The sequence below is a fragment of the Pseudomonas sp. AG1028 genome (assembly GCF_007993955.1).
Lineage (GTDB): Bacteria > Pseudomonadota > Gammaproteobacteria > Pseudomonadales > Pseudomonadaceae > Aquipseudomonas > Aquipseudomonas straminea.
This window is the reverse complement of the sequence record NZ_VIVP01000003.1, coordinates 49824-74812: the sequence shown is the minus strand read 5'-3', so window position 1 is coordinate 74812 and position 24989 is coordinate 49824. Positions and strand designations below refer to the sequence as shown.

At 64.3% G+C, this 24989-nt stretch carries 24 protein-coding genes and 1 pseudogene; 14 read left to right on the top strand and 11 right to left on the bottom strand.

Annotated elements, in window-relative coordinates; all coding sequences use genetic code 11:
• The first annotated feature begins 119 nt into the window (after nt 1-119).
• Nucleotides 120-500, top strand: coding sequence for a RidA family protein (locus FB481_RS05570; RefSeq protein ID WP_013789416.1), 381 nt, complete (start codon nt 120-122; stop codon nt 498-500).
• 39 nt (nt 501-539) lie between these two features.
• On the opposite strand, the gene FB481_RS05565 is transcribed toward FB481_RS05570, so the two are convergent.
• Complete coding sequence (locus tag FB481_RS05565; protein WP_147175387.1) at nt 540-1397, bottom strand: SDR family oxidoreductase; 858 nt, start codon at nt 1395-1397, stop codon at nt 540-542.
• A 536-nt stretch (nt 1398-1933) separates the two neighbouring features.
• Between FB481_RS05565 and exbB the strand changes: the two are divergent.
• The 6 genes and pseudogenes from exbB to FB481_RS05535 form a co-directional block, all read left to right on the top strand.
• Nucleotides 1934-2701 (top strand): annotated as a pseudogene (gene exbB / locus FB481_RS05560) (tonB-system energizer ExbB); the annotation flags it as partial.
• Between the two features lie 4 nt (nt 2702-2705).
• Nucleotides 2706-3134 carry a TonB system transport protein ExbD gene (gene exbD, locus FB481_RS05555; protein WP_147175383.1) on the top strand — a complete coding sequence of 143 codons (429 nt, stop codon included), beginning with the start codon at nt 2706-2708 and terminating at the stop codon, nt 3132-3134.
• Nucleotides 3131-3874 carry an energy transducer TonB gene (locus FB481_RS05550; protein ID WP_093500566.1) on the top strand — a complete coding sequence of 248 codons (744 nt, stop codon included), beginning with the start codon at nt 3131-3133 and terminating at the stop codon, nt 3872-3874. The genes exbD and FB481_RS05550 overlap by 4 nt, the downstream gene beginning before the upstream one ends.
• A gap of 141 nt (nt 3875-4015) precedes the next feature.
• Nucleotides 4016-4939 (top strand): hydrogen peroxide-inducible genes activator, encoded by a 924-nt coding sequence (locus FB481_RS05545; RefSeq protein WP_147175381.1) that lies wholly within the window; start codon nt 4016-4018, stop codon nt 4937-4939.
• Between the two features lie 8 nt (nt 4940-4947).
• A complete protein-coding gene (gene recG, locus FB481_RS05540) occupies nt 4948-7023 on the top strand; it encodes an ATP-dependent DNA helicase RecG (RefSeq protein ID WP_147175379.1) in 2076 nt (691 codons plus the stop codon).
• 94 nt (nt 7024-7117) lie between these two features.
• Nucleotides 7118-8518 (top strand): aminoacyl-tRNA deacylase and HDOD domain-containing protein, encoded by a 1401-nt coding sequence (locus FB481_RS05535; RefSeq protein ID WP_093500572.1) that lies wholly within the window; start codon nt 7118-7120, stop codon nt 8516-8518.
• A gap of 48 nt (nt 8519-8566) precedes the next feature.
• Here FB481_RS05535 and FB481_RS05530 read toward each other — a convergent pair whose 3' ends face one another.
• From FB481_RS05530 to FB481_RS05510, 4 genes are all read right to left on the bottom strand, one after another.
• The gene (locus tag FB481_RS05530) at nt 8567-8959 is read right to left on the bottom strand and encodes a helicase (RefSeq protein WP_147175377.1); all 393 of its coding nucleotides are present in this window, start codon (nt 8957-8959) and stop codon (nt 8567-8569) included.
• A 418-nt stretch (nt 8960-9377) separates the two neighbouring features.
• Nucleotides 9378-9650: an HU family DNA-binding protein gene (locus tag FB481_RS05520; RefSeq protein ID WP_013789407.1), complete on the bottom strand. Its 273-nt coding sequence runs from the start codon at nt 9648-9650 to the stop codon at nt 9378-9380.
• 168 nt (nt 9651-9818) lie between these two features.
• Nucleotides 9819-10967, bottom strand: coding sequence for an FAD-dependent oxidoreductase (locus FB481_RS05515; RefSeq protein WP_147175373.1), 1149 nt, complete (start codon nt 10965-10967; stop codon nt 9819-9821).
• Nucleotides 10968-11009: 42 nt separating this feature from the next.
• Complete coding sequence (locus FB481_RS05510; RefSeq protein ID WP_093500578.1) at nt 11010-11177, bottom strand: rubredoxin; 168 nt, start codon at nt 11175-11177, stop codon at nt 11010-11012.
• A 144-nt stretch (nt 11178-11321) separates the two neighbouring features.
• Here FB481_RS05510 and FB481_RS05505 point away from each other — a divergent pair, with 144 nt between their 5' ends.
• From FB481_RS05505 to FB481_RS05475, 7 genes are all read left to right on the top strand, one after another.
• Complete coding sequence (locus FB481_RS05505) at nt 11322-11864, top strand: chorismate lyase (protein WP_147175371.1); 543 nt, start codon at nt 11322-11324, stop codon at nt 11862-11864.
• 56 nt (nt 11865-11920) lie between these two features.
• Complete coding sequence (gene ubiA, locus FB481_RS05500; protein WP_147175369.1) at nt 11921-12811, top strand: 4-hydroxybenzoate octaprenyltransferase; 891 nt, start codon at nt 11921-11923, stop codon at nt 12809-12811.
• A gap of 98 nt (nt 12812-12909) precedes the next feature.
• Complete coding sequence (gene phoB, locus FB481_RS05495) at nt 12910-13599, top strand: phosphate regulon transcriptional regulator PhoB (protein WP_013789402.1); 690 nt, start codon at nt 12910-12912, stop codon at nt 13597-13599.
• 52 nt (nt 13600-13651) lie between these two features.
• Nucleotides 13652-14959, top strand: a complete 1308-nt coding sequence (gene phoR / locus FB481_RS05490) for a phosphate regulon sensor histidine kinase PhoR (protein ID WP_147175367.1) — start codon at nt 13652-13654, stop codon at nt 14957-14959.
• Nucleotides 14960-15028: 69 nt separating this feature from the next.
• Nucleotides 15029-16369 (top strand): hemolysin family protein, encoded by a 1341-nt coding sequence (locus FB481_RS05485; protein WP_147175365.1) that lies wholly within the window; start codon nt 15029-15031, stop codon nt 16367-16369.
• A 233-nt stretch (nt 16370-16602) separates the two neighbouring features.
• Nucleotides 16603-17358 carry an outer membrane beta-barrel protein gene (locus tag FB481_RS05480; protein ID WP_147175363.1) on the top strand — a complete coding sequence of 252 codons (756 nt, stop codon included), beginning with the start codon at nt 16603-16605 and terminating at the stop codon, nt 17356-17358.
• A gap of 125 nt (nt 17359-17483) precedes the next feature.
• Nucleotides 17484-18227 carry an endonuclease/exonuclease/phosphatase family protein gene (locus FB481_RS05475; RefSeq protein WP_147175361.1) on the top strand — a complete coding sequence of 248 codons (744 nt, stop codon included), beginning with the start codon at nt 17484-17486 and terminating at the stop codon, nt 18225-18227.
• Nucleotides 18228-18245: 18 nt separating this feature from the next.
• On the opposite strand, the gene FB481_RS05470 is transcribed toward FB481_RS05475, so the two are convergent.
• The 6 genes from FB481_RS05470 to tagQ form a co-directional block, all read right to left on the bottom strand.
• Nucleotides 18246-19142: a M23 family metallopeptidase gene (locus FB481_RS05470; protein ID WP_147175359.1), complete on the bottom strand. Its 897-nt coding sequence runs from the start codon at nt 19140-19142 to the stop codon at nt 18246-18248.
• Between the two features lie 161 nt (nt 19143-19303).
• Complete coding sequence (locus FB481_RS05465; protein WP_147175357.1) at nt 19304-21379, bottom strand: GGDEF domain-containing protein; 2076 nt, start codon at nt 21377-21379, stop codon at nt 19304-19306.
• Nucleotides 21380-21381: 2 nt separating this feature from the next.
• Nucleotides 21382-22245 carry an endonuclease/exonuclease/phosphatase family protein gene (locus FB481_RS05460; RefSeq protein WP_178109840.1) on the bottom strand — a complete coding sequence of 288 codons (864 nt, stop codon included), beginning with the start codon at nt 22243-22245 and terminating at the stop codon, nt 21382-21384.
• Between the two features lie 21 nt (nt 22246-22266).
• Nucleotides 22267-22896: a thiol:disulfide interchange protein DsbA/DsbL gene (locus FB481_RS05455; RefSeq protein WP_093500596.1), complete on the bottom strand. Its 630-nt coding sequence runs from the start codon at nt 22894-22896 to the stop codon at nt 22267-22269.
• 149 nt (nt 22897-23045) lie between these two features.
• Nucleotides 23046-23651, bottom strand: coding sequence for a cytochrome c (locus FB481_RS05450; RefSeq protein WP_093500598.1), 606 nt, complete (start codon nt 23649-23651; stop codon nt 23046-23048).
• A 347-nt stretch (nt 23652-23998) separates the two neighbouring features.
• Complete coding sequence (gene tagQ / locus FB481_RS05445; protein ID WP_147175355.1) at nt 23999-24877, bottom strand: type VI secretion system-associated lipoprotein TagQ; 879 nt, start codon at nt 24875-24877, stop codon at nt 23999-24001.
• Nucleotides 24878-24989 lie beyond the last annotated feature (112 nt).

Genomic DNA, 24989 nt, shown 5'->3' with positions numbered 1-24989 from the left:
CGTCACCGCTTATCCCAAAGGCGCAACCATGCCTGCCGCGGCTTGAGGCCGAGAACGCCAGCCTGTAGCCTGCCTGCGTCCATCTTGCAGCCTGAGGCTGCCCTATCCAGGAGTTCTCCATGAGCAAGAGCGTCATCAACAGCGACAAGGCCCCGGCCGCCATCGGCACTTACTCCCAGGCCATCAAGGCCGGAAACACCGTCTACCTGTCCGGGCAGATCCCGCTGGATCCCAAGACCATGGAGCTGGTGGAAGGCTTCGAAGCTCAGACCGTGCAGGTCTTCGAGAACCTCAAGTCGGTGATCGAGGCCGCCGGTGGCTCGTTCAAGGATGTGGTCAAGCTGAACATCTTCCTCACCGACCTCTCCCACTTCGCCACCGTCAACGAAGTGATGGGCCGTTACTTCCAGCAGCCCTACCCGGCGCGCGCCGCGATTGGCGTGGCCGCCCTGCCGAAAGGCGCTCAGGTGGAAATGGACGGAATCCTGGTCATCGACTGACCTGCCGCAGGCCCGGAGCATCGCCTCCGGGCTTTCCCTTCAGCGTTCCCGCAACACCGCGGCATAACCCTCGCGATAGCTGGGATATTGCGGCACCCAGCCCAGCGCCCGGGCGCGGGCATTGCTGCAGCGTTTGCTGCCGGAGCGGCGCACCGCCGCATCCTCTGCCCAATGCTCGACACTCAGCTGCTCACGCAACCAGCCAACTACCTGATGCAGCGGCGCCGGCTCGTCGTCCACGCCGAGATAGCAATTATCCAGCGCCTTGCCGGCCAGATCGGCCTGCAGCAGAAAAGCCAGCAGGCCGGCCGCGTCATCGGCATGAATACGGTTGCCATACAGCGGCGGCTCGACCGCAACGCGGTAACCCATGCGCACCTGCTTTAGCAGCCATTCACGCCCTGGGCCGTAAATACCCGTCAGGCGTACAACGGTAGCGGGTACGCCGCTGCTCCAGGCCACCTGCTCGGCCTCGCGCATGATCCGCCCCGAATAGCTCTGCGCCTCGGCCGGTGTGCGTTCGTCGACCCACTCGCCGCCCGCCTGGCCATAGACGCCACTGCTGGAAACGAAGACCAGGCGCTTCGGCCGCTGCCCGCGCGCCTGCAACCAGCTCAGCACATGCCGCAGCCCGTCGACGTAAGCCTGCCGGTAACCCGCTTCGTCATGCTGGCTGGCCGCCGCGCTGTACACCAGATAATCCAGCTCGCCCTGCGGCCACTGGGCCGGGCAATCCGCCTGATGCAGATCACCCGCGACCGGCAGGATGCCCGCAGGCAGTTCCGACACACTGCGGCGCAGGCCATGAACCTGCCACCCCGCCTCGTGCAGTCGCACGGCCAGGCGGCCGCCCACATCGCCGCAACCAGCGATCAGCACACTTGCACCTTTAGTCATCGATCCTCTCTCAAGCTGTCCAGCGTTCAAAAAATACCCATGAAGGTAATAGAGTTACGCCACCCCTTTCACGAACAAGAATTACTTGCAATAATGTTTAGCCTTTTTTTCCGTGCGCCTCTATTGGCCGCGCAGATAACCGCCCTCCACATTTAGGTCCGGCAAGCATGAACTCTATCGCCCATAGCGCCAAGCCAACCACCGTCGCCGCTCGGCCGCAACGCCCCGGCGCCGCTCTCGCCCTGCTGCTCAGCCTGACACTGGCCCCGGTCGCGGGCTTTGCTGACCAGTCGGCGCCGGCACAGCCTGTATCCAGCGCTCAAACCGCTGCCGGCACCAGTGCGCAGCAACCGTCCGCACAATCCGATGCGCCGCCGGCCGTACCAGCAGTCGATCCAGGCCTTGTAGAAGAAATGCAGGCCAGAATCGATGCGCTTGGTCCGGATGCCACACCTGAACAAGTGAACCAGGCTCGCGACCAATTTCTTATGGAAAAAGGCGCGTCTCAGGAAGCCATCGACAAACTGCGCGAGTTCAGTAGCTCTCTTGAAAAATTCGCTGCTGACAATGATCCTGCTGCCGAAGCCGAACAAGCCTTCCACGACCTGTCGCCGTGGGGCATGTATCAGAGCGCCGACGTGGTGGTGAAAAGCGTGATGATCGGCCTGGTGCTGGCCTCGATCCTCACCTGGACCATCTGGATCGCCAAGACCATCGAGCTGGTCACCGCACGCCGCCGCCTGCGCCGCGAGATCGTCGAGCTCAAGGGTGCCCGCAACCTGGCCCAGGCCAGCGAGCAGGCCCGCGCCAAGCACAGCTTCAGCGAAGTCCTCATCGAAGACGCTCGCGAAGAACTGAAACTCTCGGCCACCAGCCGTGAGAAGGAAGGTATCAAGGAGCGCGTCAGCTTCCGTCTCGAGCGCCTGGTCGGCGCCTGCGGCCGCGACATGAGCAAGGGCACCGGCGTGCTCGCCACCATCGGCTCCACCGCGCCCTTCGTCGGTCTGTTCGGTACCGTGTGGGGCATCATGAACAGCTTCATCGGCATCGCCAAAACCCAGACCACCAACCTCGCCGTGGTGGCCCCTGGCATCGCCGAAGCCCTGCTGGCAACCGCTCTGGGCCTGGTCGCGGCGATTCCGGCGGTGATCATCTACAACGCCTTCTCGCGCTCGATCAGCGCCTACAAGGCCCAGGTCGCCGACGCTTCGGCTCAGGTGCTGCTACTGGTCAGCCGCGACCTGGACATGCAGCCGCCGGCTCATGATCGCGCCCAGCAACCTCACGTGGTCAAGGTGGGCTAAGACCATGGGGCTTCATCTCAACGAAAACGGCGGCGACGATCTCCAAGAAAACCACGAGATCAACGTCACGCCCTTCATCGACGTGATGCTGGTGCTGCTGATCATCTTCATGGTCGCCGCGCCGCTGGCCACCGTCGACGTGAAGATCGACCTACCCGCCTCCAGCGCCAAGCCAGCGCCGCGGCCCGACAAGCCGATCTACCTGAGCATCAAAGAAGACAAGAAGCTGTACCTCGACAATGACGAGGTGCAGCCGGCGATGCTCGGCGCGGCGCTGGACAAGCTGACCAAGAGCGACAAGGACAAGACCATCTTCGTGCGCGGTGACAAGGGCGTCGAATATGGCGACCTGATGGAGGTCATGGATAACCTGCGCGGCACCGGTTACCTGAAGATCGGTCTGGTGGGCCTGGAGACGGTCGGCGCGCAATGAAGAAATCCAGCCGCACGTTTTCCTGGGCTGCCAGCCTGGCCATCGTGGTCGGCCTGCACGTCGGCCTATTTCTCTGGGCGATGTACTGGCAGCCCCAGGCGACACCGATCGAACTGCCGCCACCGGCGGCGATGATCGTCGAGCTGGAGCCCTTACCGCCAGCCGCGCCCAAGCCTGCACCGCCACCACCACCGGAAGTGGTGCCGGAAGAGCCCGAGCCGCAGCCGAAGATCGCCGAAGCGCCAAAGCCGACGCTGGCGGTCACGCCGCCCAAGCCAAAGCCGAAACCCAAGCCGCCGAAGCCAAAACCGCCCGAGCCCAAGCCTCCGGAGCCCCAGGAGCCGCCGCCAGAAAAGGCGCCACCTGCGCCGCCAGCGCCGACCGAAGCCAAGCCGGCTGCACCGCAGCAGGCACCGGTCAGCACGCCGAGCAAGGCCGAGAAAACCTGGCAGGGCGAGTTGCTCGCGCACCTGGCGAAGTACAAGAAGTACCCGGAAGATGCACGCCGCCGCGGCCTCGAAGGGCTCAACCGCTTGCGCTTCGTGGTCGACGCCAACGGCAAGGTGCTGTCCTACGAACTGGTGGGCAAATCCAGCAGCGCCTCGCTAGATCGCGCCACGCTACAGATGATCCGCCGCGCCCAGCCGCTGCCCAAGCCTCCAGCGGAAATGCTCAAGAACGGCAGCGTGGAAATCGTCGCGCCCTTCATCTACTCGCTGGAGCGCGGCGGGCGCCGCTGACCCCAGCATCACAAAGGCCCCGGCAATCGCCGGGGCCTTTGTATTTGTGTCCCTTCAACGAACACACATTTGGCCATCGTGAATGGTTGGTTCCATTGAAGACAGCGGCTATGCTTGGCGCCATCTCAATGGATAAAGACTATGACCCTCACCGAACTGCGCTATATCGTGACGCTCGCTCAGGAACAGCACTTCGGCCGCGCCGCGGAGCGCTGCCATGTCAGCCAGCCCACGCTGTCGGTCGGGGTCAAGAAGCTCGAGGACGAGCTGGGCGTGCTGATCTTCGAGCGCAGCAAGAGCGCGGTGCGCCTGACGCCCGTCGGTGAAGGCATCGTCACCCAGGCGCAAAAGGTACTGGAGCAGGCCCAGGGCATTCGCGAGCTGGCCCAGGTCGGCAAGAACCAGCTGGCCGCGCCACTGAAGATCGGCGCCATCTATACCGTCGGCCCTTACCTGTTTCCTCATCTGATCCCGCAGCTGCACCGCGTGGCCACGCAGATGCCTCTGTATATCGAAGAAAACTTCACCCACGTGCTGCGCGACAAGCTGCGCACCGGCGAGCTGGACGCGATCATCGTCGCCCTGCCGTTCCAGGAAGCCGACGTGCTGACCCTGCCGCTGTACGACGAACCCTTCTATGCGCTGCTGCCGGCGGATCACCCATGGACCGCCATGCAGACCATCGACACCAAGCTGCTCAACGACAAGAGCCTGCTGCTGCTCGGCGAAGGCCACTGCTTCCGCGACCAGGTGCTGGAAGCCTGCCCGACGCTGCGCAAGGGCGAGGAGCAGACCAAGCACACCACGGTGGAGTCCAGCTCGCTGGAAACCATTCGCCACATGGTCGCCTCGGGCCTGGGCGTATCGATCCTGCCGTTCTCGGCCGTCGATAGCCACCACTACGCGCCCGGCGTGATCGAGGTTCGCCCGCTCAGCCCGCCGGCGCCGTTCCGCACCGTGGCCATCGCCTGGCGTGCCAGCTTCCCGCGCCCCAAGGCCATCGAAGTGCTGGCCGACTCCATTCGCCTGTGCTCGGTCGCCAAGCCACTGCCACGTAACACCTGAGGACCGCGATGAGCGAGCTGTCGACGGTTTCCGTTACCGACCTCAAAGGCGTCGGCGCGGCCCTGGCGGAAAAGCTCGCCAAGGTCGGCCTGGAAACCCTGCAGGACATCCTGTTCCACCTCCCGCTGCGCTACCAGGACCGTACCCGCATCATACCCATCGGCGCGCTGCGTCCCGGCCAGGATGCGGTGGTCGAAGGCACGGTTGCCGGCGCCGATGTGGTGATGGGCCGGCGTCGCAGCCTGCTGGTGCGCCTGAGCGACGGCAGCGGCACCCTGAGCCTGCGCTTCTACCACTTCAGCAACGCCCAGAAGGAAGGCCTCAAGCGCGGCACCCAGGTGCGCTGCTACGGGGAAATCCGTCCCGGCTCGTCCGGCCTGGAAATCTATCATCCCGAGTACCGCGCGCTGACCGGTGACGAGCCGCCAGCCGTCGAACAGACCCTGACGCCGATCTACCCGACCACCGAAGGCCTGACCCAGCAGCGCCTGCGCCAGCTCAGCGAACAGGCCCTGGCGCGCCTAGGCCCGCACAGCCTGCCGGACTGGCTGCCAAGTGAGCTGGCCAAAGAGTACGACCTGGCGCCGCTGGATCAGGCGATTCGCTACCTGCACCGCCCGCCACCGGACGCCGACCTCGAAGAACTCGCCGAAGGCCGCCACTGGGCCCAGCACCGGCTGGCCTTCGAGGAATTGCTCACCCATCAGCTGTCGATGCAGCGCCTGCGCGAAAGCGCCCGGGTGCAGCAGGCGCCGTGCCTGCCGGTGGCCAAGCGCCTGCCCCAGCAGTTTCTCGACAACCTCGGTTTCAAGCCCACCGGTGCGCAGCAACGCGTCGGCGCGGAGATCGCCTACGACCTCAGCCAGCACGAGCCGATGCTGCGCCTGGTGCAGGGCGACGTCGGCGCTGGCAAGACGGTGGTCGCTGCCTTCGCAGCGCTGCAAGCCATCGAGGCCGGTTATCAGGTGGCACTGATGGCGCCAACGGAAATTCTCGCCGAGCAGCACTTCATCAACTTCACCCGCTGGCTACAGCCCCTGGGCCTGGAAACTGCCTGGCTGGCTGGTAAGCTCAAGGGCAAGGCGCGGGCCACTGCCCTGGAGCAGATTGCCGCCGGCGTGCCCATGGTGGTCGGCACCCACGCGCTGTTCCAGGACGAGGTGCGCTTTCGCAACCTAGCCCTGGCGATCATCGACGAACAGCACCGCTTCGGTGTGCAGCAGCGCCTGGCCCTGCGTCAGAAGGGCGTGGGTGGCCGGCTCAGCCCGCACCAGCTGATCATGACCGCCACACCCATCCCGCGCACCCTGGCGATGAGCGCCTACGCCGACCTGGATACCTCGATCCTCGACGAACTGCCGCCCGGCCGCAAGCCCGTAAACACCGTGCTGGTCGCCGACAGCCGCCGTTTCGAAGTGGTCGAGCGCGTGCGCTCGGCCTGCAACGAAGGTCGCCAGGCTTATTGGGTGTGCACGTTGATCGAGGAATCCGAGGAGCTGACCTGCCAGGCTGCGCAGACCACCTACGAGGATCTGGCCGCTGCATTGGTCGGCCAGCAGGTCGGGTTGATCCATGGGCGCATGAAGCCGGCCGAGAAAGCGGCGGTGATGGATCAGTTCAAGCAGGGCTACCTACAGTTGCTGGTGGCCACCACGGTGATCGAAGTGGGCGTCGACGTGCCAAACGCCAGCCTGATGATCATCGAGAATCCCGAACGCCTCGGCCTGGCCCAGTTGCACCAGCTGCGCGGGCGGGTAGGCCGGGGCAGCGCCGCCAGCCACTGCGTGCTGCTCTACCACCCGCCACTGTCGCAGATCGGCCGTGAACGGTTGGGCATCATGCGTGAAACCTGTGACGGCTTCGTCATTGCGGAGAAGGATCTGGAGTTGCGCGGCCCCGGGGAAATGCTCGGCACTCGACAAACTGGTCTGCTGCAGTTCAAGGTAGCTGACCTGATGCGTGACGCCGACCTGCTGCCGGCGGTACGCGACGCCGCCCAGGCCTTGCAGGAGCAATGGCCACAACACGTCAGCCCGCTGCTCGAGCGCTGGCTGCGCCACGGGCAACAATATGGGCAAGTGTGAGCAAACACAGGACGATGGTCGCTTTGCACACTCGCCTAATCAGCTTGCTGGTTATACTTGGGACATTGCGCTCCCCTCGAAGACGGAATAGGTCATGACTGAATTAGCCATTGCCGACACATCACCCCAACCGCCCCATGTAATCCGTCAGCTGCTGGAGAAACTCGGTTTGACTTATCAGGCTCGCCACGACCAACCCGGCATCCCGGCTGCACAGCGTGTGCAGACCGTGCTGCTCGAAGACACCGTGGGTGCCCTGCTGGTGCTGTTCCCGCAAAATCAGCTGCTCGACCTCAATCGTCTGGCCGAATTGACCGGCCGCAAGCTCACGGCAGTGAAGCCCGAGCGCCTCAATCGCATGCTGGGCAAGCATGACCTGGCCCTGCTGCCGGGCATTCCTGCCCTGACCAGCTCGCCCTGCCTGTACGACGAGCGCCTGCTCGATGTGCCGAGCCTGTACATCCAGTCCGGCCAGGCCGGCGTGCTTCTGGAATTCGGTACCGAAGCCTTCAAGGGGTTGCTGACCAAAGCCAGCGCCGCGCGTTTCGGCGAGCCGGCAAGCAAGGTGCGGCCCAACTTCAGCCGTCCTGAAGACGACCGCCAAGAGATCAGCCACGCGGTGCAGGCCTTTACCGCGCGGCGCATCCAGCAGCGCCTGGAAGAAACCATCGAGATCCCGCCACTGGCGGAAACCGCGCAAAAGATCATCAAGCTGCGCGTCGACCCCAATGCTACGGTCGACGACATCACCGGTGTGGTGGAAACCGACCCGGCGTTGGCCGCTCAGGTGGTCAGCTGGGCCGCTTCGCCCTATTACGCCGCGCCCGGTAAAATCCGCTCGGTCGAAGATGCCATCGTGCGCGTGCTGGGCTTCGATCTGGTGGTCAATCTGGCCCTCGGCCTGGCCCTGGGCAAAACCCTCAGCCTGCCCAAGGACCAGCCGCAGCAGGCCACGCCCTACTGGCAGCAGGCAATCTACACCGCCGCCGTCATCGAGGGTCTGACCCGTGCCATGCCCCGCGCCCAGCGCCCGGAAGCCGGCCTGACCTACCTGGCCGGCCTGCTGCACAACTTTGGCAACCTGGTGCTGGCCCACGTGTTCCCGCCGCACTTCTCACTGATCTGCCGTCACCTGGAGGTCAACCCGCACCTGCCGCACAGCTACATCGAGCAGCACCTGCTGGGCATCAGCCGCGAACAGATCGGTTCCTGGCTGATGCGTTACTGGGACATGCCCGAAGAGCTCGCCGTGGCCCTGCGCTTCCAGCACGACCCGACCTACACCGGTAACCACGCCACCTATCCGAACCTCGTCTACCTGGCGGTCAGCCTGCTGCACAACCACGGCATCGGCAACGGCCCGACGCGCGAGATCCCGCAGAGCCTGCTGGACAACCTGGGTATCACCTGGGAAAAAGCCGAAGAAGCGCTCAACAAGGTGCTGGCTGCCGAAGTCGCCCTGCGCGATCTCGCCGCGCAATTTCCGCAGAACTGATTCACGCCTGCGCCACGGCCCGCATTTAACGCGGGCCGTGGCGTTTTTTCAGGCGGCTTTCTTGTCCGCCGTGCGCTTTTTAGGGCGCAGGTACTTGGTCAGGCCCTGGAACCAGATCACCAGCGCAGGGTTGCCCTGAATCTGGATGTCCTTGTTCTGAATGCCCTGCATGAATGCCAGCTGCTTGTTCTGAGCGGTCAGCGTGGCGTAGCCGTAGGCAGCATCCTTGAAGCCAATGGCGAAGGCCGGCGCACTGGCAGCGCCGCGCTTGCTGGTGATGCGCTGATTCTCGACGATGAAGTGACGGGCGATCTTGCCGTCCAGGGTGTGCAACTGGAATACCAGGTCACGGCCTTCGAGCTGCTGGCGGAACGCCGGGTTATCGCGGCTGGCCTTGGCCATCAGGCGGCCGAGCATCCACAGAAGAAAACGAAATTTCATGGCATGGCCTGTTCGCAGAGGTAGGAGAGCCATGCATTGTAGCGACCCGCCCTGCGCCTGACAGCTGGGTGCGCCGGACGTGCTGGCGAGGGATGAAGGTCTGCTGAGAATTCAACGCCGCGGCCGGGCGGAAATCTCAGCAGACCCAAGGGTCTGTTCCCGTTTCACGCACGGCCGCGCCGGAGCCAATTTTTGCGCGAGGCAAGGCACGAGATGCGAAGTTTGGCAGGCCAAATGAGCCATCGAGTAACGCCGAATCGCGAAAAAATTGGCCCGGCCCTGCGGGTTGCGCGGGAAATGACCTCCGCTGTCGTTGCAGGACTTGGCAAGGGGACACCATTCCCTGCGTCCTGCGCCTAACCGGAGATCATTTCTCGCGGCAACGCGGCTCGCGCTGAAACGGGAACAGACCCTAAGCTCAGTTGATCGAGTCCTTGAGGGCCTTGCCCGGTTTGAAGGCAACGGTGTTGCTGGCCTTGATCTTCACCGGCTGACCGGTCTGCGGGTTTTTGCCGGTACGGGCGCCGCGGTGGCGCTGCACGAAGGTGCCGAAGCCGACCAGCGTGACGCTGTCCTTGCGGTTCAATGCCCCGGTGATTTCTTCGAGAACGGCGTTGAGTACACGATTGGCCTGATCCTTGGTCAGATCAGCTTTTTCCGCGATAGCGGCGGCGAGTTCCGGTTTACGCATGATTGCCTCATTTACGGTTTGTTGTTGTTGTGTTCCGCGCCCTGGCGCCGATGCGCGCCGACAGCTCTACGCTGCGGCCAGGCCTGGTGAGAATGGCACGCTCTGGGGGCCTTCGCCAGCCCCGCACCAGGCTAAATCGGCCATTTTTGTCGAATGGATGGCAGATCGCTACGCCAGCAGCGCTGGGAGCTCACGGTTGAGTGCCAGCCGTTCCTGCACCGCGGAGCCGGTCAGCGCATAACCGAGCAGCGCGCCGCTGGCGTCGTGGCACAGCGCGCGGATATCGCCGCCGCTGCCTTCGACCGTCCACTTACCCTGGCTGCCGCGTGGAGGCGGTGACACCACCAGCGGGCAGGCCGGGGTCTTCACGGTGACCGGCATGGCGCCGTAGGCCACCTCGCTCGGCGCGCCGGCCAGGGTCTTGGCCAGCGCCCGGGCACAGGCCATCAGCGGCATGACGTAGAGCAGGTTGAGGCCGTCGACCTCGGCGCAATCGCCCAGGGCGTAGATGTGCTCGTGGGACGTACGCAGCAGACGGTCGACCACGATGCCACGGTTCACCGCCAGGCCAGCGGCGGCGGCGAGCTCGGTACGCGGGCGCAGGCCGACGGCGGAGATCACTGCATCGCAGGCAATCGTGCGGCCATCGGACAGATGCGCTTCGAGCGCACTGGCCGCGTGCTGCAGGCGACTGACCACTGGGCCGAGGTGAAAGCGCACGCCCAACGCTTCGAGGCCGCCCTGCACCGCCGCCGCCGCTTCGACCGGCAGCAAGGCAGGCATCAGCTGCTCGCAGGGCGCCACCAGATCGACCTCATAGCCGCCTAGAGACAGGTCGTTGGCGAACTCGCAGCCAATCAGGCCGGCGCCGAGAATCAGCACCTTGCGCTTACCCTCCACGGCGTGGCGAAACTGCCCGTAGCCCTGCAGGTCATTGACCGTGAACAGCTGATCCGCCGCGTCGCCCTCGATGGGCACGCTGAGCACCTCGGCGCCCCAGGCCAACACGAGATCACGGTAGGCCACCGCCTCCTCGCCGATCCACAGGCGGCGATGGCCCGGATCGATACCAGTAACCCGCGTATGCGTCCACACTTGGGCATTGAGCTGCTCGGCCATGGCACCCGGCTCGGCCATGCTCAGGCCGTCGGCATCCTTGTTCTTGGCAAAGCCGGTGGACAACATCGGTTTGGAGTACGAGCGCCCGTCGTCGGCGGTGATCAGCAGCAGCGGCGTTTCGCTGTCCAGCTTGCGAAACTCGCGGGCCAGGTTGTAACCGGCCAGGCCGGTGCCGATGATAACGACGGGATCACTCATTGTTTGCTCCTGTTACGACGCTCGATGGGCGGTGCTGCCCACTCAGTTGATTTCGATCATTTCGAAATCCATCTTGCCCACACCGCAATCCGGGCACAGCCAGTCATCCGGCACATCTTCCCAGCGGGTGCCGGGGGCGATGCCGTCATCGGGCCAGCCTTCGCGTTCGTCATAGATCAGTCCGCAGACCACACATTGCCACTTCTTCATACAGGCTCTCCGGCGCTAGTCACGGTTATTGCGCGGGCACGCTACCGCAAATGCCGCGCTATCGCCAAGCGCGCACGACGAATGCCAGGGGCTGCACAACGCCCATGCTAGACTCCGCGCTCCCTTCTCTCGCGAACCTGCACCGTGCCCTGTTCCGCCCTGCAAACAGCCGATTGGCTTACCCGCGACCAATTGCCAAGCGCACCGACAGCCGGCGTTTGCGACTGGCTGTTCAACCAGGACTCCCTGACCCGGCGGCTGACCGAACTGTCCGCGAACGGTTTCAGCGTGACGCCGCTGTGCGAGGGCTGGCTGGCCCTGCGCGACGACGAATGCACCGCGCTGGGCGTACCACCGGGCAGCCAGGGCTGGGTACGCGAGGTGTACCTGCGAGGCAACGGTCAGCCCTGGGTGTTCGCTCGCAGCGTGGCCGCCCGAAAGGCGCTGGAAGACTCCAACCTGGATCTCAAGCAACTGGGCAGTCGCTCCCTCGGCGAGCTGCTGTTCAGCGATCAGGCCTTTACCCGCGGCGAGCTGCAGGTGTGTCGTTACCCGGCAGCCTGGCTGCCGGCGGAAGCCAGTCAGGATGACCTGTGGGCGCGGCGTTCGTGCTTTCGCCGCGGCCCGCTGGCGGTGCTGGTCGCCGAGGTGTTCCTGGCCGACTTCTGGCCGGCGGCGAGCCGCTGACCCCGCGGCCGATCCGGCGCCGTATAATCCGCGCACCGCGCCAGGAGAACCGCCCGATGTACATCCGTCTGCTGCAATCGCTCAATCGCCTGCATCCGCGCACCTGGGATTTTATGCAGCTGATGCGCATGGACAAACCCATCGGCATCTACCTGCTGCTGTGGCCGACACTGTGGGCGCTGTGGATTGCTGCCGAAGGCGTGCCGAGCATCAAGAACCTGGTGATCTTCGTGACCGGTGTGGTGCTGATGCGCGCCGCCGGCTGCGTGATCAACGACTACGCCGACCGCAACTTCGACGGCCACGTCAGCCGCACCAAAGCCCGCCCGCTGGCAAGCGGCAAGGTCACCGCGCGCGAGGCGCTGATCCTCTTCGCCGTGCTGATCGCCCTCAGTTTCGCCCTGGTGCTGCTGACCAACGCCACCACCGTGTGGCTGTCGTTCGGCGCCCTGGGCGTGGCAGCGCTGTACCCGTTCATGAAGCGCTACACCTATTACCCCCAGGTGGTGCTCGGCACGGCGTTCTCCTGGGGCATGCCGATGGCCTTCACCGCCGAGACCGGCGAGCTGCCGGCAGCGGCCTGGCTGCTGCTGCTGGCCAACGTGATCTGGACCGTGGCCTACGACACCTACTACGCCATGGCCGACCGCGAGGACGACCTGAAGATCGGCGTGAAATCCACGGCGATCCTGTTCGGCGATGCCGACCGGGTGATCATCTTCGGCCTGCAGGGCCTGGCATTACTCTGCCTGCTGCTGGCTGGCGCACGCTTCGAGCTGGGCCTGTACTTCTACCTCGGCCTGCTGGTGGCCGCCGGCTGCTTCGCCTGGGAATTTCACATCACCCGCCAGCGCGAGCCGATGGTCTGCTTCCGCGCCTTTCTGCACAACCACTGGGCCGGACTGGCGATATTCGTCGGCATCGTGCTGGATTACGCGTTGCGCTGAGCACCGCGCGGGAGGCCTGCCGCACAGCTGTCATATCACTGCAATAATTCCGTTATCTAATGCGCCGCATGACAGTTGAATGAACAGAGGCTCAACCCATGGTTGGCAAGAACATCCTGATCGTCGATGACGAAGCGCCGATCCGCGAAATGATCGTGGTGGCGCTGGAAATGGCCGGCTACGAGTGCCTGGAAGCGGAAAGCACCGCCCAGGCCCACGCCATCATCGTCGACCGCAAACCGGACCTGATCCTGCTCGACTGGATGCTGCCCGGCACCAGCGGTATCGAACTGGCCCGGCGCCTGAAGCGCGACGAGCTGACCGGCGACATTCCGATCATCATGCTCACCGCCAAGGGCGAAGAGGACAACAAGATCCAGGGCCTGGAGGTCGGCGCCGACGACTACATCACCAAGCCGTTCTCGCCACGCGAGCTGGTCGCCCGTCTCAAGGCCGTGCTGCGCCGTGCCGGCCCCGGCGACAACGAAGGGCCGATCGAAGTGGGCGGCCTGCTGCTCGACCCGATCAGCCACCGCGTGACCATCGACGGCAAGCCCGCCGAGATGGGCCCCACCGAATACCGCCTGCTGCAATTCTTCATGACCCATCAGGAGCGCGCCTACACCCGTGGCCAACTGCTCGACCAGGTATGGGGCGGCAACGTCTACGTGGAAGAGCGCACCGTCGACGTGCACATCCGCCGTCTTCGCAAGGCGCTGGGCGAGGCCTACGAAAATCTGGTGCAGACGGTACGCGGCACCGGGTATCGTTTTTCCACCAAGGGCTGAGTGATAGCCTGCAACTGACCATCACAGGGACCCGCCGGCGGATGAGCGAAACGTGACGAGCAACTGGCGAGGCGCCATAACCCGCCGCCTGATACTGCTGATCACCGCCTGCCTGGTCGCCGGGGTGATCACCGGCGAATATGCCTGGACCATCGCCATCGGCCTGGCCGCTCACCTGCTCTGGAACCTCAGCCAGTTGCTGCGCCTGCACGCCTGGCTCAAGGATCACCAGCCCGACGAACCACCGCCCGACGGCTATGGCCTGTGGGGCGAGGTGTTCGACAGCATCTACCACCTGCAGCGCCGCAACCAGCGCGCCCGCGGCCGCCTGCAGGCAGTGATCGACCGGGTGCAGGAGTCCACCGCCGCGCTGCGCGATGCAGTGATCATGCTCGACAGCCACGGCAATCTGGAATGGTGGAACAAGGCCTCGGAAACCCTGCTGGGCCTGAAGACGCCCCAGGACAGCGGCCAGTCGATCACCAACCTGGTACGCGACCCACGCTTCAAGGAGTACTTCGAGCGCGGCAATTTCCTCGAGCCCCTCGACCTGCCGTCACCGGTCAATCCGCGCAAGCAGCTGCAGCTCAACATCACCCGCTACGGTAATCAGGAACACCTGATGCTGGTGCGCGACGTCACCCGCCTCCACCATCTTGAGCAGATGCGCAAGGATTTCGTCGCCAACGTATCCCATGAACTACGCACGCCACTGACGGTGATTTCCGGCTACGTGGAAACCCTGCAGGACAACGTCGAGGACATCAATCCACGCTGGCGCCGCGCCCTGCAGCAGATGCAGCAGCAAGGCGCGCGCATGCAGGGCCTGCTCAACGACCTGCTGCTGCTGGCCAAGCTGGAAGCCACCGATTACCCCTCCGACAACCAGCCCGTGGCAGTCGACACACTGCTGCAAGCGATCAGAAACGACGCCCTGGCGTTGTCCGCCGAGCGCAATCACCGCATCAGCCTGGAGGCAGACGCCGACCTCAAGCTCAAGGGCAGCGAGTCGGAGCTGCGCAGCGCGTTTTCCAATCTGGTGTTCAACGCCGTGAAGTACACCCAGGCCGACGGAGAGATCCGCATTCGCTGGTGGCAGGACAGCCAGGGCGCGCACCTGTCGGTGCAGGACACCGGCCCCGGCATCGAGGCCAAGCACCTGCCGCGCCTGACCGAACGCTTCTACCGGGTCGACTCCAGCCGCGCCAGCCACACCGGCGGCACCGGCCTGGGCCTGGCCATCGTCAAGCACGTACTGCTGCGCCACCGCGGCACGCTGGAGATCACCAGCGTGCTGGGCAAGGGCAGCCTGTTCACCTGCCATTTCCAGCCGGCGCAGATCGCCGCGTCAGGCCACTGACCGCAGCCCTCTTGCAAAGCGCCCGTCCAGGCCCCACCCTTTAGCAACATCCGGTCACACGAACCCCTTATGGATCCCTCTACGAGCGTCTCCTTCTCCAGTTATTTCGCTGACATGGGCCTCGTGCTGTTCGCCCTTTTTCTGGTACTGCTCAACGGCTTCTTCGTGGCCGCCGAGTTCGCCATGGTCAAGCTGCGGGCCACCAAGGTCGAATCCCTGGCCGAGAAGAACGGCTGGCGCGGCCATATCCTGCGCACCGTGCACAGCCAGCTCGACGCCTACCTCTCCGCCTGCCAGCTGGGCATCACCCTGGCCTCCCTGGGCCTGGGCTGGGTCGGTGAACCGGCTTTCGCGCACCTGCTCGAACCGCTGCTGACCTCGGTCGGCATCGAGTCGCAGAAGCTGATCCACGGCATCGCCTTCTTCACCGCATTCTTCATCATCTCCTACCTGCACATCGTGATCGGCGAGCTGGCCCCGAAATCCTGGGCGATCCGCAAGCCGGAGCTGCTGTCGCTGTGGACGGCTGCACCGCTGTACCTGTTCTACTGGGCCATGTACCCGGCGATTTTCCTGCTCAACGCCAGCGCCAACGCCATCCTGCGCATCGCCGGCCAGGACCTGCCGGCCGGCCACCACGAGCACCACTACAGCCGCGACGAGCTCAAGCTGATCCTGCACTCCAGCCGCGCCAGCGACCCGACCGACCAGGACATGCGCGTGCTCGCCTCCGCCGTGGAGCTGGGTGAGCTGGAAGTGGTCGACTGGGCCAACTCCCGCGAAGATCTGGTCTACCTGGAACTCAACGCCTCGCTGGAGGAGGTGTTCAGCCTGTTCCGCCGCCACAAGTACAGCCGCTTCCCGATCTTTGATGAAGGCGCGGGCGAGTTCGTCGGCGTGCTGCACATCAAGGACCTGCTGCTGCACCTGTCGCTGCTGGAGATGCTGCCTTCGACCCTGCGCCTGGCCGAGCTGATGCGGCCCATCGAAAAGGTCAGCCGCAACCTGCCGCTGTCCGAGCTGCTGGAACAGTTCCGCAAGGGCAGCGCGCATTTCGCCCTGGTCGAAGAAGCCGACGGCAAGGTGATTGGCTACCTGACCATGGAAGACGTCCTCGAAGCCCTGGTCGGCGACATCCAGGACGAGCACCGCAAGACCGAGCGCGGCATCCTCGCCTACCAGCCCGGCAAGCTGCTAGTGCGCGGCGATACCCCGCTGTTCAAGCTCGAACGCCTGCTGGGCATCGACCTGGACCATATCGAGGCGGAAACCCTCGCCGGGCTGATCTACGAAACCTTGAAGCGTGTGCCCGAGGAAGAGGAATCCCTGGAAGTCGCCGGCCTGCGCCTGATCGTCAAGAAGATGAAAGGTCCGAAGATCGTCCTGGCCAAGGTCATCAAGCTCGACTGAAGCCGCGTGTTCCCGGGCATGTAAGCGCCCGGGAACGTGCCGCCGCAAACCTTCCCGCAAGCTGACCAAGCGGTCATCTATCCTTCTTGCCGTCATGGGTCCTGCCTTCTGAAACAATCACTTACGACCGTTCGTCGGCATACTCGAATGTTGCGCAAAACCGGGCAGTCCACCGCGTGCACCGATTGGATCGGTGTACGCCATCACATGAACAGACTGCCAAGGATTCAGCCATGCAACTCAATGGAATTACTTCGAAAACCGCCCTCGCCCTCTGCCTGGCCGGCGCGTCCCAGGCTTACGCCGACTCCATCACCGACCCGATCTCGACCATCGGCGTAATCGGCTCCCACAACCAGTACAAGCTCACCGTGGATGACGACAGCGACAAGGAGCGCCTGAACCAGGGCGGCCTGTTCTACACCTTCGGCAACAAGCTGACCGGCCAGGAAGGCTTCATCTACCAGGCCGGTATCGAAGGCCAGTACCGCGACAAGGACGACGTGGAATACAAGTCGGCCCGTGCCGATCTCGACCTGGGTCTGCGCGCGGCGCTGAGCAGCAACCAGTATGTCGACGTGCTGGTCGGTGGCGGTTACGACTGGGGCCGTATCGAGCAGGACGACGTCGGCCCGCTGGACAGCAACGTCAAGCTGACCAGCAAATCGCCGTTCGCCAAGGCCGGCCTGGGCTACAACTACCTGACCAACGACTACACCGTGCGCCTGGAAGTCGGCGCCCGCTACTCGGTGGATTCCGAAGCACGCCTGAAGGTCGATGGCGACAGCGATTCGGTGGACCTGAAGAACAAGGTCAACCCGTATGGCGAATTGAGCGTGCTGTGGAACAAGGGCATCAACAACCTGCCGATCAGCACCAGCCTGTACTACACCCAGACTCGCTACGAGCTGGACAGCAACTCCGAGCTGGCCGAGCGCAGCAAGCTCAAGCAGGAGCAGGTCGGCCTGAAGGTCGGTCTGGCGTTCTGATCACGCTGTTGTAAACAAATCGCCCGGCTCGCCGGGCGATTTGCGTTGGGGCCGGCGCATGTCGGCCATGGCCGTCGGGTATACTGCGCGGCTGATCACGCCCCCTCTTCGCACCTGCTGATTCCATGTCCCTGAACATCGCCTCCATCAATATCGAACGTTCCCGCCATCTGGGTCGCGTCGAAGCCTTTATCGACCGTGAACGCCCGGATCTGCTCTGCCTGCAGGAAGTCTGCGAGCGCGACATTGCGTTCTTCGAGGCGCTGATGGGCGCGCCCATGGCTTTCGCCCCGATGGCCCGCTACCCGGACGAAGGCCCGGCCAACGTAGTGGGCGTCGGCATGCTGGCCCGTGGCGAGGCGCTGCTCGATGTCGCGACCGAATACTACTCGGGCAGCCCGGAGCATATTCAGGAGATGACTTTCTTTGTGGCCGAGGGCCGACGCGTGGCCGACCCGCGGAGCATCGCCGAAGTGCTGCTCAGCGCCACGCTTGGTGGCTTTCGCATCGCCACTACCCACCTCAACGTCACCCCGCTCGGTAGCTCCACGCCGTACCAGCGCGAAAGCGCCGGCAAACTGATCAACTTGGCTCAGGCGCAAGCTCAGGCAGCGGGCGGCCTGCTGCTGACCGGCGACTTCAATGCGCCGCGCGGACGCGCCACCTTCGACCTGATCGCCGAGCACTTCATCGATGGCGTACCGGCGCACTACGCCAGCAGCATCGACGGCTCACTGCACCGCGCCGGCGAGATTCCGTTCATGGTCGATGGGCTGTTTCATACGCCGGGCTATCGGCTGGAAAACGCCAGACTGAGCACTGGCGTATCCGATCACTGCGCGCTGAGCTGTCGCCTGAGCAACGCCTGACCGCAGGGGCTGACGGCTTCAGTCGCCGCCCACGGCGAAATTGGGCAGGCTGTCCACCGGTTGGGCGAACTCGAAGGGGATCGACTCCAGCGCCATGCCGACGTTGCGCTGCACCACGAAGTGCAGGTGCGGGCCGGTACTGTTGCCGGTATTGCCGGAACGGCCGATCGGCGCGCCAACGGCAACCCGCTGCCCCTCGCGCACGCTGACCGATCCCTGCATCAGGTGCAGATAGACGCCCATGGTGCCGTCGTCATGCAGGATGCGTACGAAATTTCCGGATGGGTTGGTGCCGCGCCCGCTCTGGTCGTTCTCGGTCTTGACCACCATACCGGCGCGCGCGGCGATGATCGGTGTGCCCTCGGGCATGGCGATATCCAGGGCGTAACGGCCCTTGGGCGTGAAGTGGCTGTACTGGCCGTTGGCGCCCTGGGTCAGGCGAAACGGGCCGCCGCGCCAGGGCAGCGGATAGGCCTGTTTGATGGGCAGCAAGCGCGGGTCGCCCAGGGCGTAGCTGAGTTTCGGGGTGTAGCGCAGCGGCTTGGCCGGGTCCAGCGGCGCCAGGGTGGCCAGGCGAATTTCGCTGCGCGGCGGCAATACCCAGTTGATCGGCTTGCCCGGCGCGCCACTGACGTTGCTCAGTTGCTCCAGCTTGAGTTCCACCTGCACCGGCGCGAACAGGTCGTTGCGTACCAGCAGGGTTTCGCCGGCGGCGTGCTTGCGGGTTTCCAACTTCACCTGATTGTCGAGCTTCTCGACCATGCGATCGCTGAACACGAACACCTTCGCACCGGGCGCAGCCTGGTCACTGTAGGTGACCACGCCATTGGCATCGGTGTATTTGTAGACGGTCAGCGCACTCGCCTGACAGGCGAACGCGGCAAGCCCCAGCAGCAGTGAGAGGCGCCCTAGCATAAGAAGTCGATCTGGTTATCAAGTGTTCGGCAGGGCAAGACTAGCAGCGCTGTGATGGCCAGGCGACTGCCGGCGCTGCGCTTTGCGACAACCGGCACACGCCGGGCGTGCCTGACGCACAGAAGGGATGAATGGCGGCAAGGTCAGGCCTCGGCTGAGGCTCAACCCACCTCGATGCGGTTGCGCCCGCCACGCTTGGCGCGGTACAGGGCCTGGTCGGCGCGCTCGAACACCTGCTCGCTACGCTCGGCGCTGCTGAACGCGCTGATGCCGCCGGACAGGGTGATGGTCACCCGCTCGCCCTTGAAGTGGAACGGGCAGTTCTCGATGGCCGTGCGCAGCGTGTCGAGCAGCTTCAGGCCGCCGTCCATAGGCGTGGACGGAATCAGCAGCACGAACTCCTCGCCGCCGAAGCGGGCGATGAAGTCGGTCTTGCGCAGCCGCTTGAACAGCTCGCCGGCGATGATCTTCAACACCTTGTCGCCGGCCAAGTGGCCATAGTCGTCGTTGATGCGCTTGAAGTGGTCGATATCCAGCACCGCCAGCAGCAAGTCGCCGCCGTAACGCTGCAGGCGCGCCAGTTCCAGATCCAGGCGCTCGGTCCAGGCAGCCCGGTTGGGCAGGCCGGTAAGCGGATCGAGCAGCGCCTTCTGCCGCTGCTCTTCGAGGTGGTCGCGAAAACCCTTGGCTTCCACCTCCATGCTGGCCACCCGGTCGACCAGAATCTGCAGGCGCTCACCGACTTGAAGCTCGCGGGCATCGCGCTGCTGCTGGTACTGGCTCATCGTGCCAAGCAAACCGCTGAGGCGGCTTTCCACCAGCTCCTTTAGGTTGTTCAGATCGGTGGCCTCTTGCACACTGCTGTGCAAGCCGTCGACCTGCTGGCGCAGCTCACTGTCCAGACTACGCGCCGCCTCAGCGGATTCGGTGTAGTCGGTATGGACGTCTTGCAAGCTGCCCTGGAAGGAGGCCAAGCGCTCGTTAAGCTGCTTGAGGTAGCCCTCGAACTCGCGCTGGCCAACATCGGCGATCGCCAGCATCAGCACGGCCAGGTCATCGAGTACCGGCACCAGCTCGTACATGTTCAGGCCAGCGGTGATGCGCTGGCGCAATGCATCGGCCTGGCCCTGATGGCGCTCGGGCAGCGGCAACTCCTCAAGCAACTTGAGCAGGCTGCCTTCCACATGGCTGGCGATGGCGCTGTAGCCCGGCTCGGGCGCCGGCGATAACGCATAGTCGGGATCGGCCGGAACTGCCGCATTGACGACGACAGCCTCGAGCGCCACTTCCTCAGCAGACTCCGCTACGGCGACGCTCTCGTTGGCCGGCTCGGCAGCCGCCTTGGCCTCGGGCGACGGCATCAGCAAGGCGGACGGCAGCGGCAGGCTGTCCAGCATCACACGGCTGACCACGGCAGGCGCGCTGGCAGAGACGGGGACTGGGCGAATGGCAGGCTGCGGGAAAGCTTCCAGCGATGGCGATGGCGATGGCGATGGCGATGGCGATGGCGATGGCGATGGCGAGACAGTTTCGGCGGTAACCGCAGGTACGGTCTCCGCTTTGGCAGTTACGGCTTGCGCTTGCGGCTCAGCCATCACTCGCTCAGTCACTGACTGCTCGACAGATTCGTCGTCGGCAGTCGCCGCCGCCTGCTCGCCCACTGCCACCGGCGCAGCAGACGCGTCCGGCTCGGTGTTGGCCGCCGGGCTGGCATTGTCACGGCTACCGAAAAGCCGCTCGATAAAACCCGGACGTTCGACCTGCTCGCCGCCCAGCGCCTGCAAGGCCTGCTGCTGTAGTTGGCCGAGCTCGGCCAGCAGCGCCGGCATTTCCCGCGACTGCCGGGCGCGCTGCTCGACCTGTTTGGCAAAGCGCTTGAGCGGCTTGCGTACATCGCTCGGCAAATCCGTCTTCAACAGCTGCGCCACCAGGCTCGCCATGCCACTGGCGACCTGTTCGATGCGCTGCTGACGGCGTTGCTCGGAATCCAGAACGGTCTTTTCCAGGCGAGGAATCAGTGCGCTGAGGCCGGCGTCCATGTCATCACGACGCAGCAATTCGCGCAGTTCCTGCATGCACTGGTCAACCGATTTGTCAGAGCCCTCGGCCGCCAGACTGCTGCGCACCAGGCCACGCCGCAGCAGGTCGACACGCATGTCCCAGCGGCGCTCGAGCTTTTCCTGCTGCTCGATATTGGCAAGGTACTTCTCGCGCCAGCGTTTGGCGTCGTCGGCCATGCTCAGGGCTCCTGTACACGGGGCGTCAACGAAGGCGTGAGGGCATTGGGCAGGCGAATCTCCACAGCCACCGGCAGGTGGTCGGAGATCGGCTGGGCCAAGACCTGGAAGCGCTCGAGCTCAAGGCCTGGGCTGAGCAGAATATGGTCGAGGCAGCGCTGCGGGCGCCAGCTCGGAAAGGTCGCCTCGACCTGGGGTGCGAGCAGGCCGAGATCGCGCAGCGGCGAATGCTCAAGCAGGTCGATGGCGTGGGTGTTCATGTCGCCCATGAGGATCTGGTGGCGATAGCCGCCGATCAGCTCACGGATATAGGCCAACTGCCGGGTGCGGGTACGCGCGCCCAGCGCCAGGTGCATCATGACCACGGCGATGGCATCGTCGCCCTCGCCGATACGCAGCAGGATCGCCCCGCGACCGGCCGGGCCGGGCAGCGGGTGATCTTCCAGCAGGGTCGGTCGCAAACGACTGAGCAGACCATTACTGTGCTGGGCGAAACGCCCCAGGTTGCGGTTGAGCTGCTGATACCAGTAGGGAAACTCGCCCATGCGCGCCAGGTGTTCAACCTGGTTGATGAAGCCGGAGCGCACGCTGCCACCGTCGGCTTCCTGCAGGGCGACGATGTCGTAATCGCCAAGCAGCTCGCCGATGCGCTGCAGGTTACCGGCACGGCCCTGATGCGGCAGCAGGTGCTGCCAGCCGCGAGTCAGGTAATGATGGTAGCGCTCGGTGTTGATGCCGACCTGGATGTTGAAGCTGAGCAACCGCAAGCGTCCGTCCTGCGGCCACTCGCTGTCAGGCGTGCAGTCGGGGTTGACCTGTGGATCACACAGGCCAGCCTGACGGGGCATCGAGCGGCGACGCAGCATGGCAGGCGCTCCGGAGGTCGATTACTTGGCGGCGCGCTCTTTGGCAATCAGGAAGTCGGCGACCTGCAGGGTCTGCTCCGGGCCGCCCGAGCTGGAGATATCGAAACGGTACTTGCCGTTGACGATCATCACCGGCACGCCGTTGATCTGGTAGGCCATGGCCAGTTTCTTGGCCTTCTCCATCTGGCTCTTCACGCCAAAGGAGTTGAAGGCCTTGAGGAAGGCGTCACGATCGATACCCTGGGTGACCAGGAAATCAGCCATTTCTTCCGGAGTAGCCAGTTTGCGGCCTTCCTTATGGATGGCGCGGAACACGGCGTCGTGAACCTGGTGCTCGACCTTCATGCTTTCCAGGGTGATGAACAGCTGACCGTGAACGTTCCACAGGCCGCCGAACAGGGCAGGAATGCGCACGAAGTTGACGTCGGACGGCAGCTTCTCGATCCAGGGATTGAGAGTCGGCTCGAACTGGTAGCAGTGCGGGCAGCCGTACCAGAACAGCTCGACGACTTCGATCTTGCCGGGTTTGGAGATTGGGACCGGGTTGCTCAGCTCGACGTACTGTTTGCCAGCCTCAATATCGGCGGCGTGGGCGGTAACACCGAACAGGCTGGCAGTGGCCAGAAGCGCGGAGAGGATCAGATTACGCATGCATGACTCCTAACGATGAAGGTGCTGCGGACAGCTCTGGTTCGACTGGTCGCCACCCGGCAGGTTCCTGACATTGTAGCGGGCTCGCCAACGAAAAAGGGTGGCCTTCGCCACCCTTTTTTCACCGTCTGGCAAATGCCATCGACGCCTCAGTGCAGGCCCTGAATGTAACTCGACAGCGCCTCGATATCCTTGTTGCTGAGCTTGGCGGCAATATCGCGCATGATCATCGCGTCGCCATCATTGCTGCGCTCGCCCTCGCGGAAGGCGCTCAGTTGCTTGGCGACGTAACCGGCGTGTTGGCCGCCCAGGTGTGGATAACCCGCCGTGGCGATACCGGCGCCGTCGGGCGCGTGGCACCCGGTACAGGCCGGCATGCCTTCGGCCAGCTTGCCGCCGCGAAACAGCGCCTGGCCGCGCTCGACTTGGGCCGGATCGGCCGCCCCCACGCTGATCTTCTGACTGGCGAAGTAGGCGGCGACGTCGGCCATGTCCTGCTCGCTCAGCGGCTCGAGCATGCCGGTCATTTCCACCACTGGCCGGGCGCCGGATTTGATGTCCTGCATCTGCTTGAGCAGGTAGCGCTCACCCTGGCCGGCCAGTTTGGGGAAATTGGCCAGCGCGCTGTTGCCATCGACGCCATGACAGGCCCCGCAAACCACCGCCTTGGCTTGCCCTGCGGCCGGGTCACCCGCCGCCTGGGCAGCCCCGACCAGGCCCAGCGCCAGCAGCAGACTCACTATTGTCTTGTTCATCAGCTCATCCAAACGGCTAAGAGAAGTGTTGTGAACCGGGGCGTTCCGCCCGCCATGTCATGCATGGCAGTGCGAAAATACTCAAGCCGCGCGTTTCTGCACGAACCTTGGGGCGGTATGGGCGGATGCAAACGCGACGATTAGCACGTTCCTCCACTCCGGCACCCTAACAGCCTGGTTATCCACTCGGCACCCGCCATGATTGCCCAGCAAGGCAGGCGCGATAATGACCGGCATCAATTCCCGGTGCAGATTACCGTTCAATTCGCCCGCCCAACTGACAACAAAATAGAAATGCCAGGCATAAAAAAACCGCGCCAGGCGCGGTTTCTTCGATGGGACGTGGATCAGGCCTTGCAGCTGGCCGGTGCCCAGTCGCCCATGTCCGGGTTGTTGCACACGTCGCTGACCAGCGTACGGCCACGGCTGGCCACCTGCTGGCTTTCCTTCTGCTTGGCCTGGGCCTTCTGCAGCGATTGCTCGGTGGTGATCACTTCCTTGGTGACCTTGGCAGTTGGCTTCGGCTGCTTGGCAGTGGCCACCTTGGTCACTTCCTTGCGCTCGACACCCACAGTCTGCAGGTCTTTCTCGTAAGCCTGGGTGTAGGTGTTGACGTTCTCGCCGGTGCGGCCGTCGACCTTGGCCAGCAGCGCGTTGGTCTCGTTCAGGCCGCTGACGATCTCGGCCAGGCGCTTGCGGCCATCGGCGTCGCTGATCTTGTTGGCTTTGCGATCAGCGCGCAGCTGGGTGAACGCCTGCTGATAGCAGCTCTGCGCAGCGCTGGCGTAGCGGATGTTGCGGTCGATGTTCTGGTTGTTGGTGTCGATGTCGGTAGCGTAGGAGGCCAGGCGTGCATTGTCGTCGCTGATCTGCTGCTGACGCTGGTTGTAGTACGCCAGGGCGCCACCGGCCAGGGCGCCACCGGCAGCACCGATGGCGGCATTGCGGCCACGCTTCTCGTCATCGACCAGAGCACCACCGATGGCGCCCATCAGGCCGCCGGTAACGGCGCCGATGGCCACGCTGCGGCTCATCGCTTCGTCGGAGCTGCGCAGCTGGGTGACCGGCTCGTAGCACTGCGGGAAGTATTCGGCCTTGGTGGTCGAGGCGACCTGAGAACTTGGCGAACCGGCGCAGCCGACCAGCAACACGCTGGTGCAGGTGACGGCAGAAAGCAGCGCAGTGCGTATCGAGGAAAAAGCGGGAGCCTTGTTGAAAGTTTGCATCGTCGTCGATCTCGTACTTGAGTGAGCGTTTATTCCATTCAGGCGGGGCCGGGTGACACCACCTGCGTTGTCACGGCTAACGCCGTTGATTTGCACAATCGGCACCGGCCGC

Bases quoted from the DNA above. Each gene is read 5' to 3' on its own strand.
- FB481_RS05570 (WP_013789416.1), top strand. From the start codon at position 120: ATGAGCAAGAGCGTCATCAACAGCGACAAGGCCCCGGCCGCCATCGGC.
- FB481_RS05565 (WP_147175387.1), bottom strand. From the start codon at position 1,397: ATGACTAAAGGTGCAAGTGTGCTGATCGCTGGTTGCGGCGATGTGGGC.
- exbD (WP_147175383.1), top strand. From the start codon at position 2,706: ATGGGGCTTCATCTCAACGAAAACGGCGGCGACGATCTCCAAGAAAAC.
- FB481_RS05550 (WP_093500566.1), top strand. From the start codon at position 3,131: ATGAAGAAATCCAGCCGCACGTTTTCCTGGGCTGCCAGCCTGGCCATC.
- FB481_RS05545 (WP_147175381.1), top strand. From the start codon at position 4,016: ATGACCCTCACCGAACTGCGCTATATCGTGACGCTCGCTCAGGAACAG.
- recG (WP_147175379.1), top strand. From the start codon at position 4,948: ATGAGCGAGCTGTCGACGGTTTCCGTTACCGACCTCAAAGGCGTCGGC.
- FB481_RS05535 (WP_093500572.1), top strand. From the start codon at position 7,118: ATGACTGAATTAGCCATTGCCGACACATCACCCCAACCGCCCCATGTA.
- FB481_RS05530 (WP_147175377.1), bottom strand. From the start codon at position 8,959: ATGAAATTTCGTTTTCTTCTGTGGATGCTCGGCCGCCTGATGGCCAAG.
- FB481_RS05520 (WP_013789407.1), bottom strand. From the start codon at position 9,650: ATGCGTAAACCGGAACTCGCCGCCGCTATCGCGGAAAAAGCTGATCTG.
- FB481_RS05515 (WP_147175373.1), bottom strand. From the start codon at position 10,967: ATGAGTGATCCCGTCGTTATCATCGGCACCGGCCTGGCCGGTTACAAC.
- FB481_RS05510 (WP_093500578.1), bottom strand. From the start codon at position 11,177: ATGAAGAAGTGGCAATGTGTGGTCTGCGGACTGATCTATGACGAACGC.
- ubiA (WP_147175369.1), top strand. From the start codon at position 11,921: ATGTACATCCGTCTGCTGCAATCGCTCAATCGCCTGCATCCGCGCACC.
- phoB (WP_013789402.1), top strand. From the start codon at position 12,910: ATGGTTGGCAAGAACATCCTGATCGTCGATGACGAAGCGCCGATCCGC.
- FB481_RS05485 (WP_147175365.1), top strand. From the start codon at position 15,029: ATGGATCCCTCTACGAGCGTCTCCTTCTCCAGTTATTTCGCTGACATG.
- FB481_RS05480 (WP_147175363.1), top strand. From the start codon at position 16,603: ATGCAACTCAATGGAATTACTTCGAAAACCGCCCTCGCCCTCTGCCTG.
- FB481_RS05475 (WP_147175361.1), top strand. From the start codon at position 17,484: ATGTCCCTGAACATCGCCTCCATCAATATCGAACGTTCCCGCCATCTG.
- FB481_RS05470 (WP_147175359.1), bottom strand. From the start codon at position 19,142: ATGCTAGGGCGCCTCTCACTGCTGCTGGGGCTTGCCGCGTTCGCCTGT.
- FB481_RS05465 (WP_147175357.1), bottom strand. From the start codon at position 21,379: ATGGCCGACGACGCCAAACGCTGGCGCGAGAAGTACCTTGCCAATATC.
- FB481_RS05460 (WP_178109840.1), bottom strand. From the start codon at position 22,245: ATGCTGCGTCGCCGCTCGATGCCCCGTCAGGCTGGCCTGTGTGATCCA.
- FB481_RS05455 (WP_093500596.1), bottom strand. From the start codon at position 22,896: ATGCGTAATCTGATCCTCTCCGCGCTTCTGGCCACTGCCAGCCTGTTC.
- FB481_RS05450 (WP_093500598.1), bottom strand. From the start codon at position 23,651: ATGAACAAGACAATAGTGAGTCTGCTGCTGGCGCTGGGCCTGGTCGGG.
- tagQ (WP_147175355.1), bottom strand. From the start codon at position 24,877: ATGCAAACTTTCAACAAGGCTCCCGCTTTTTCCTCGATACGCACTGCG.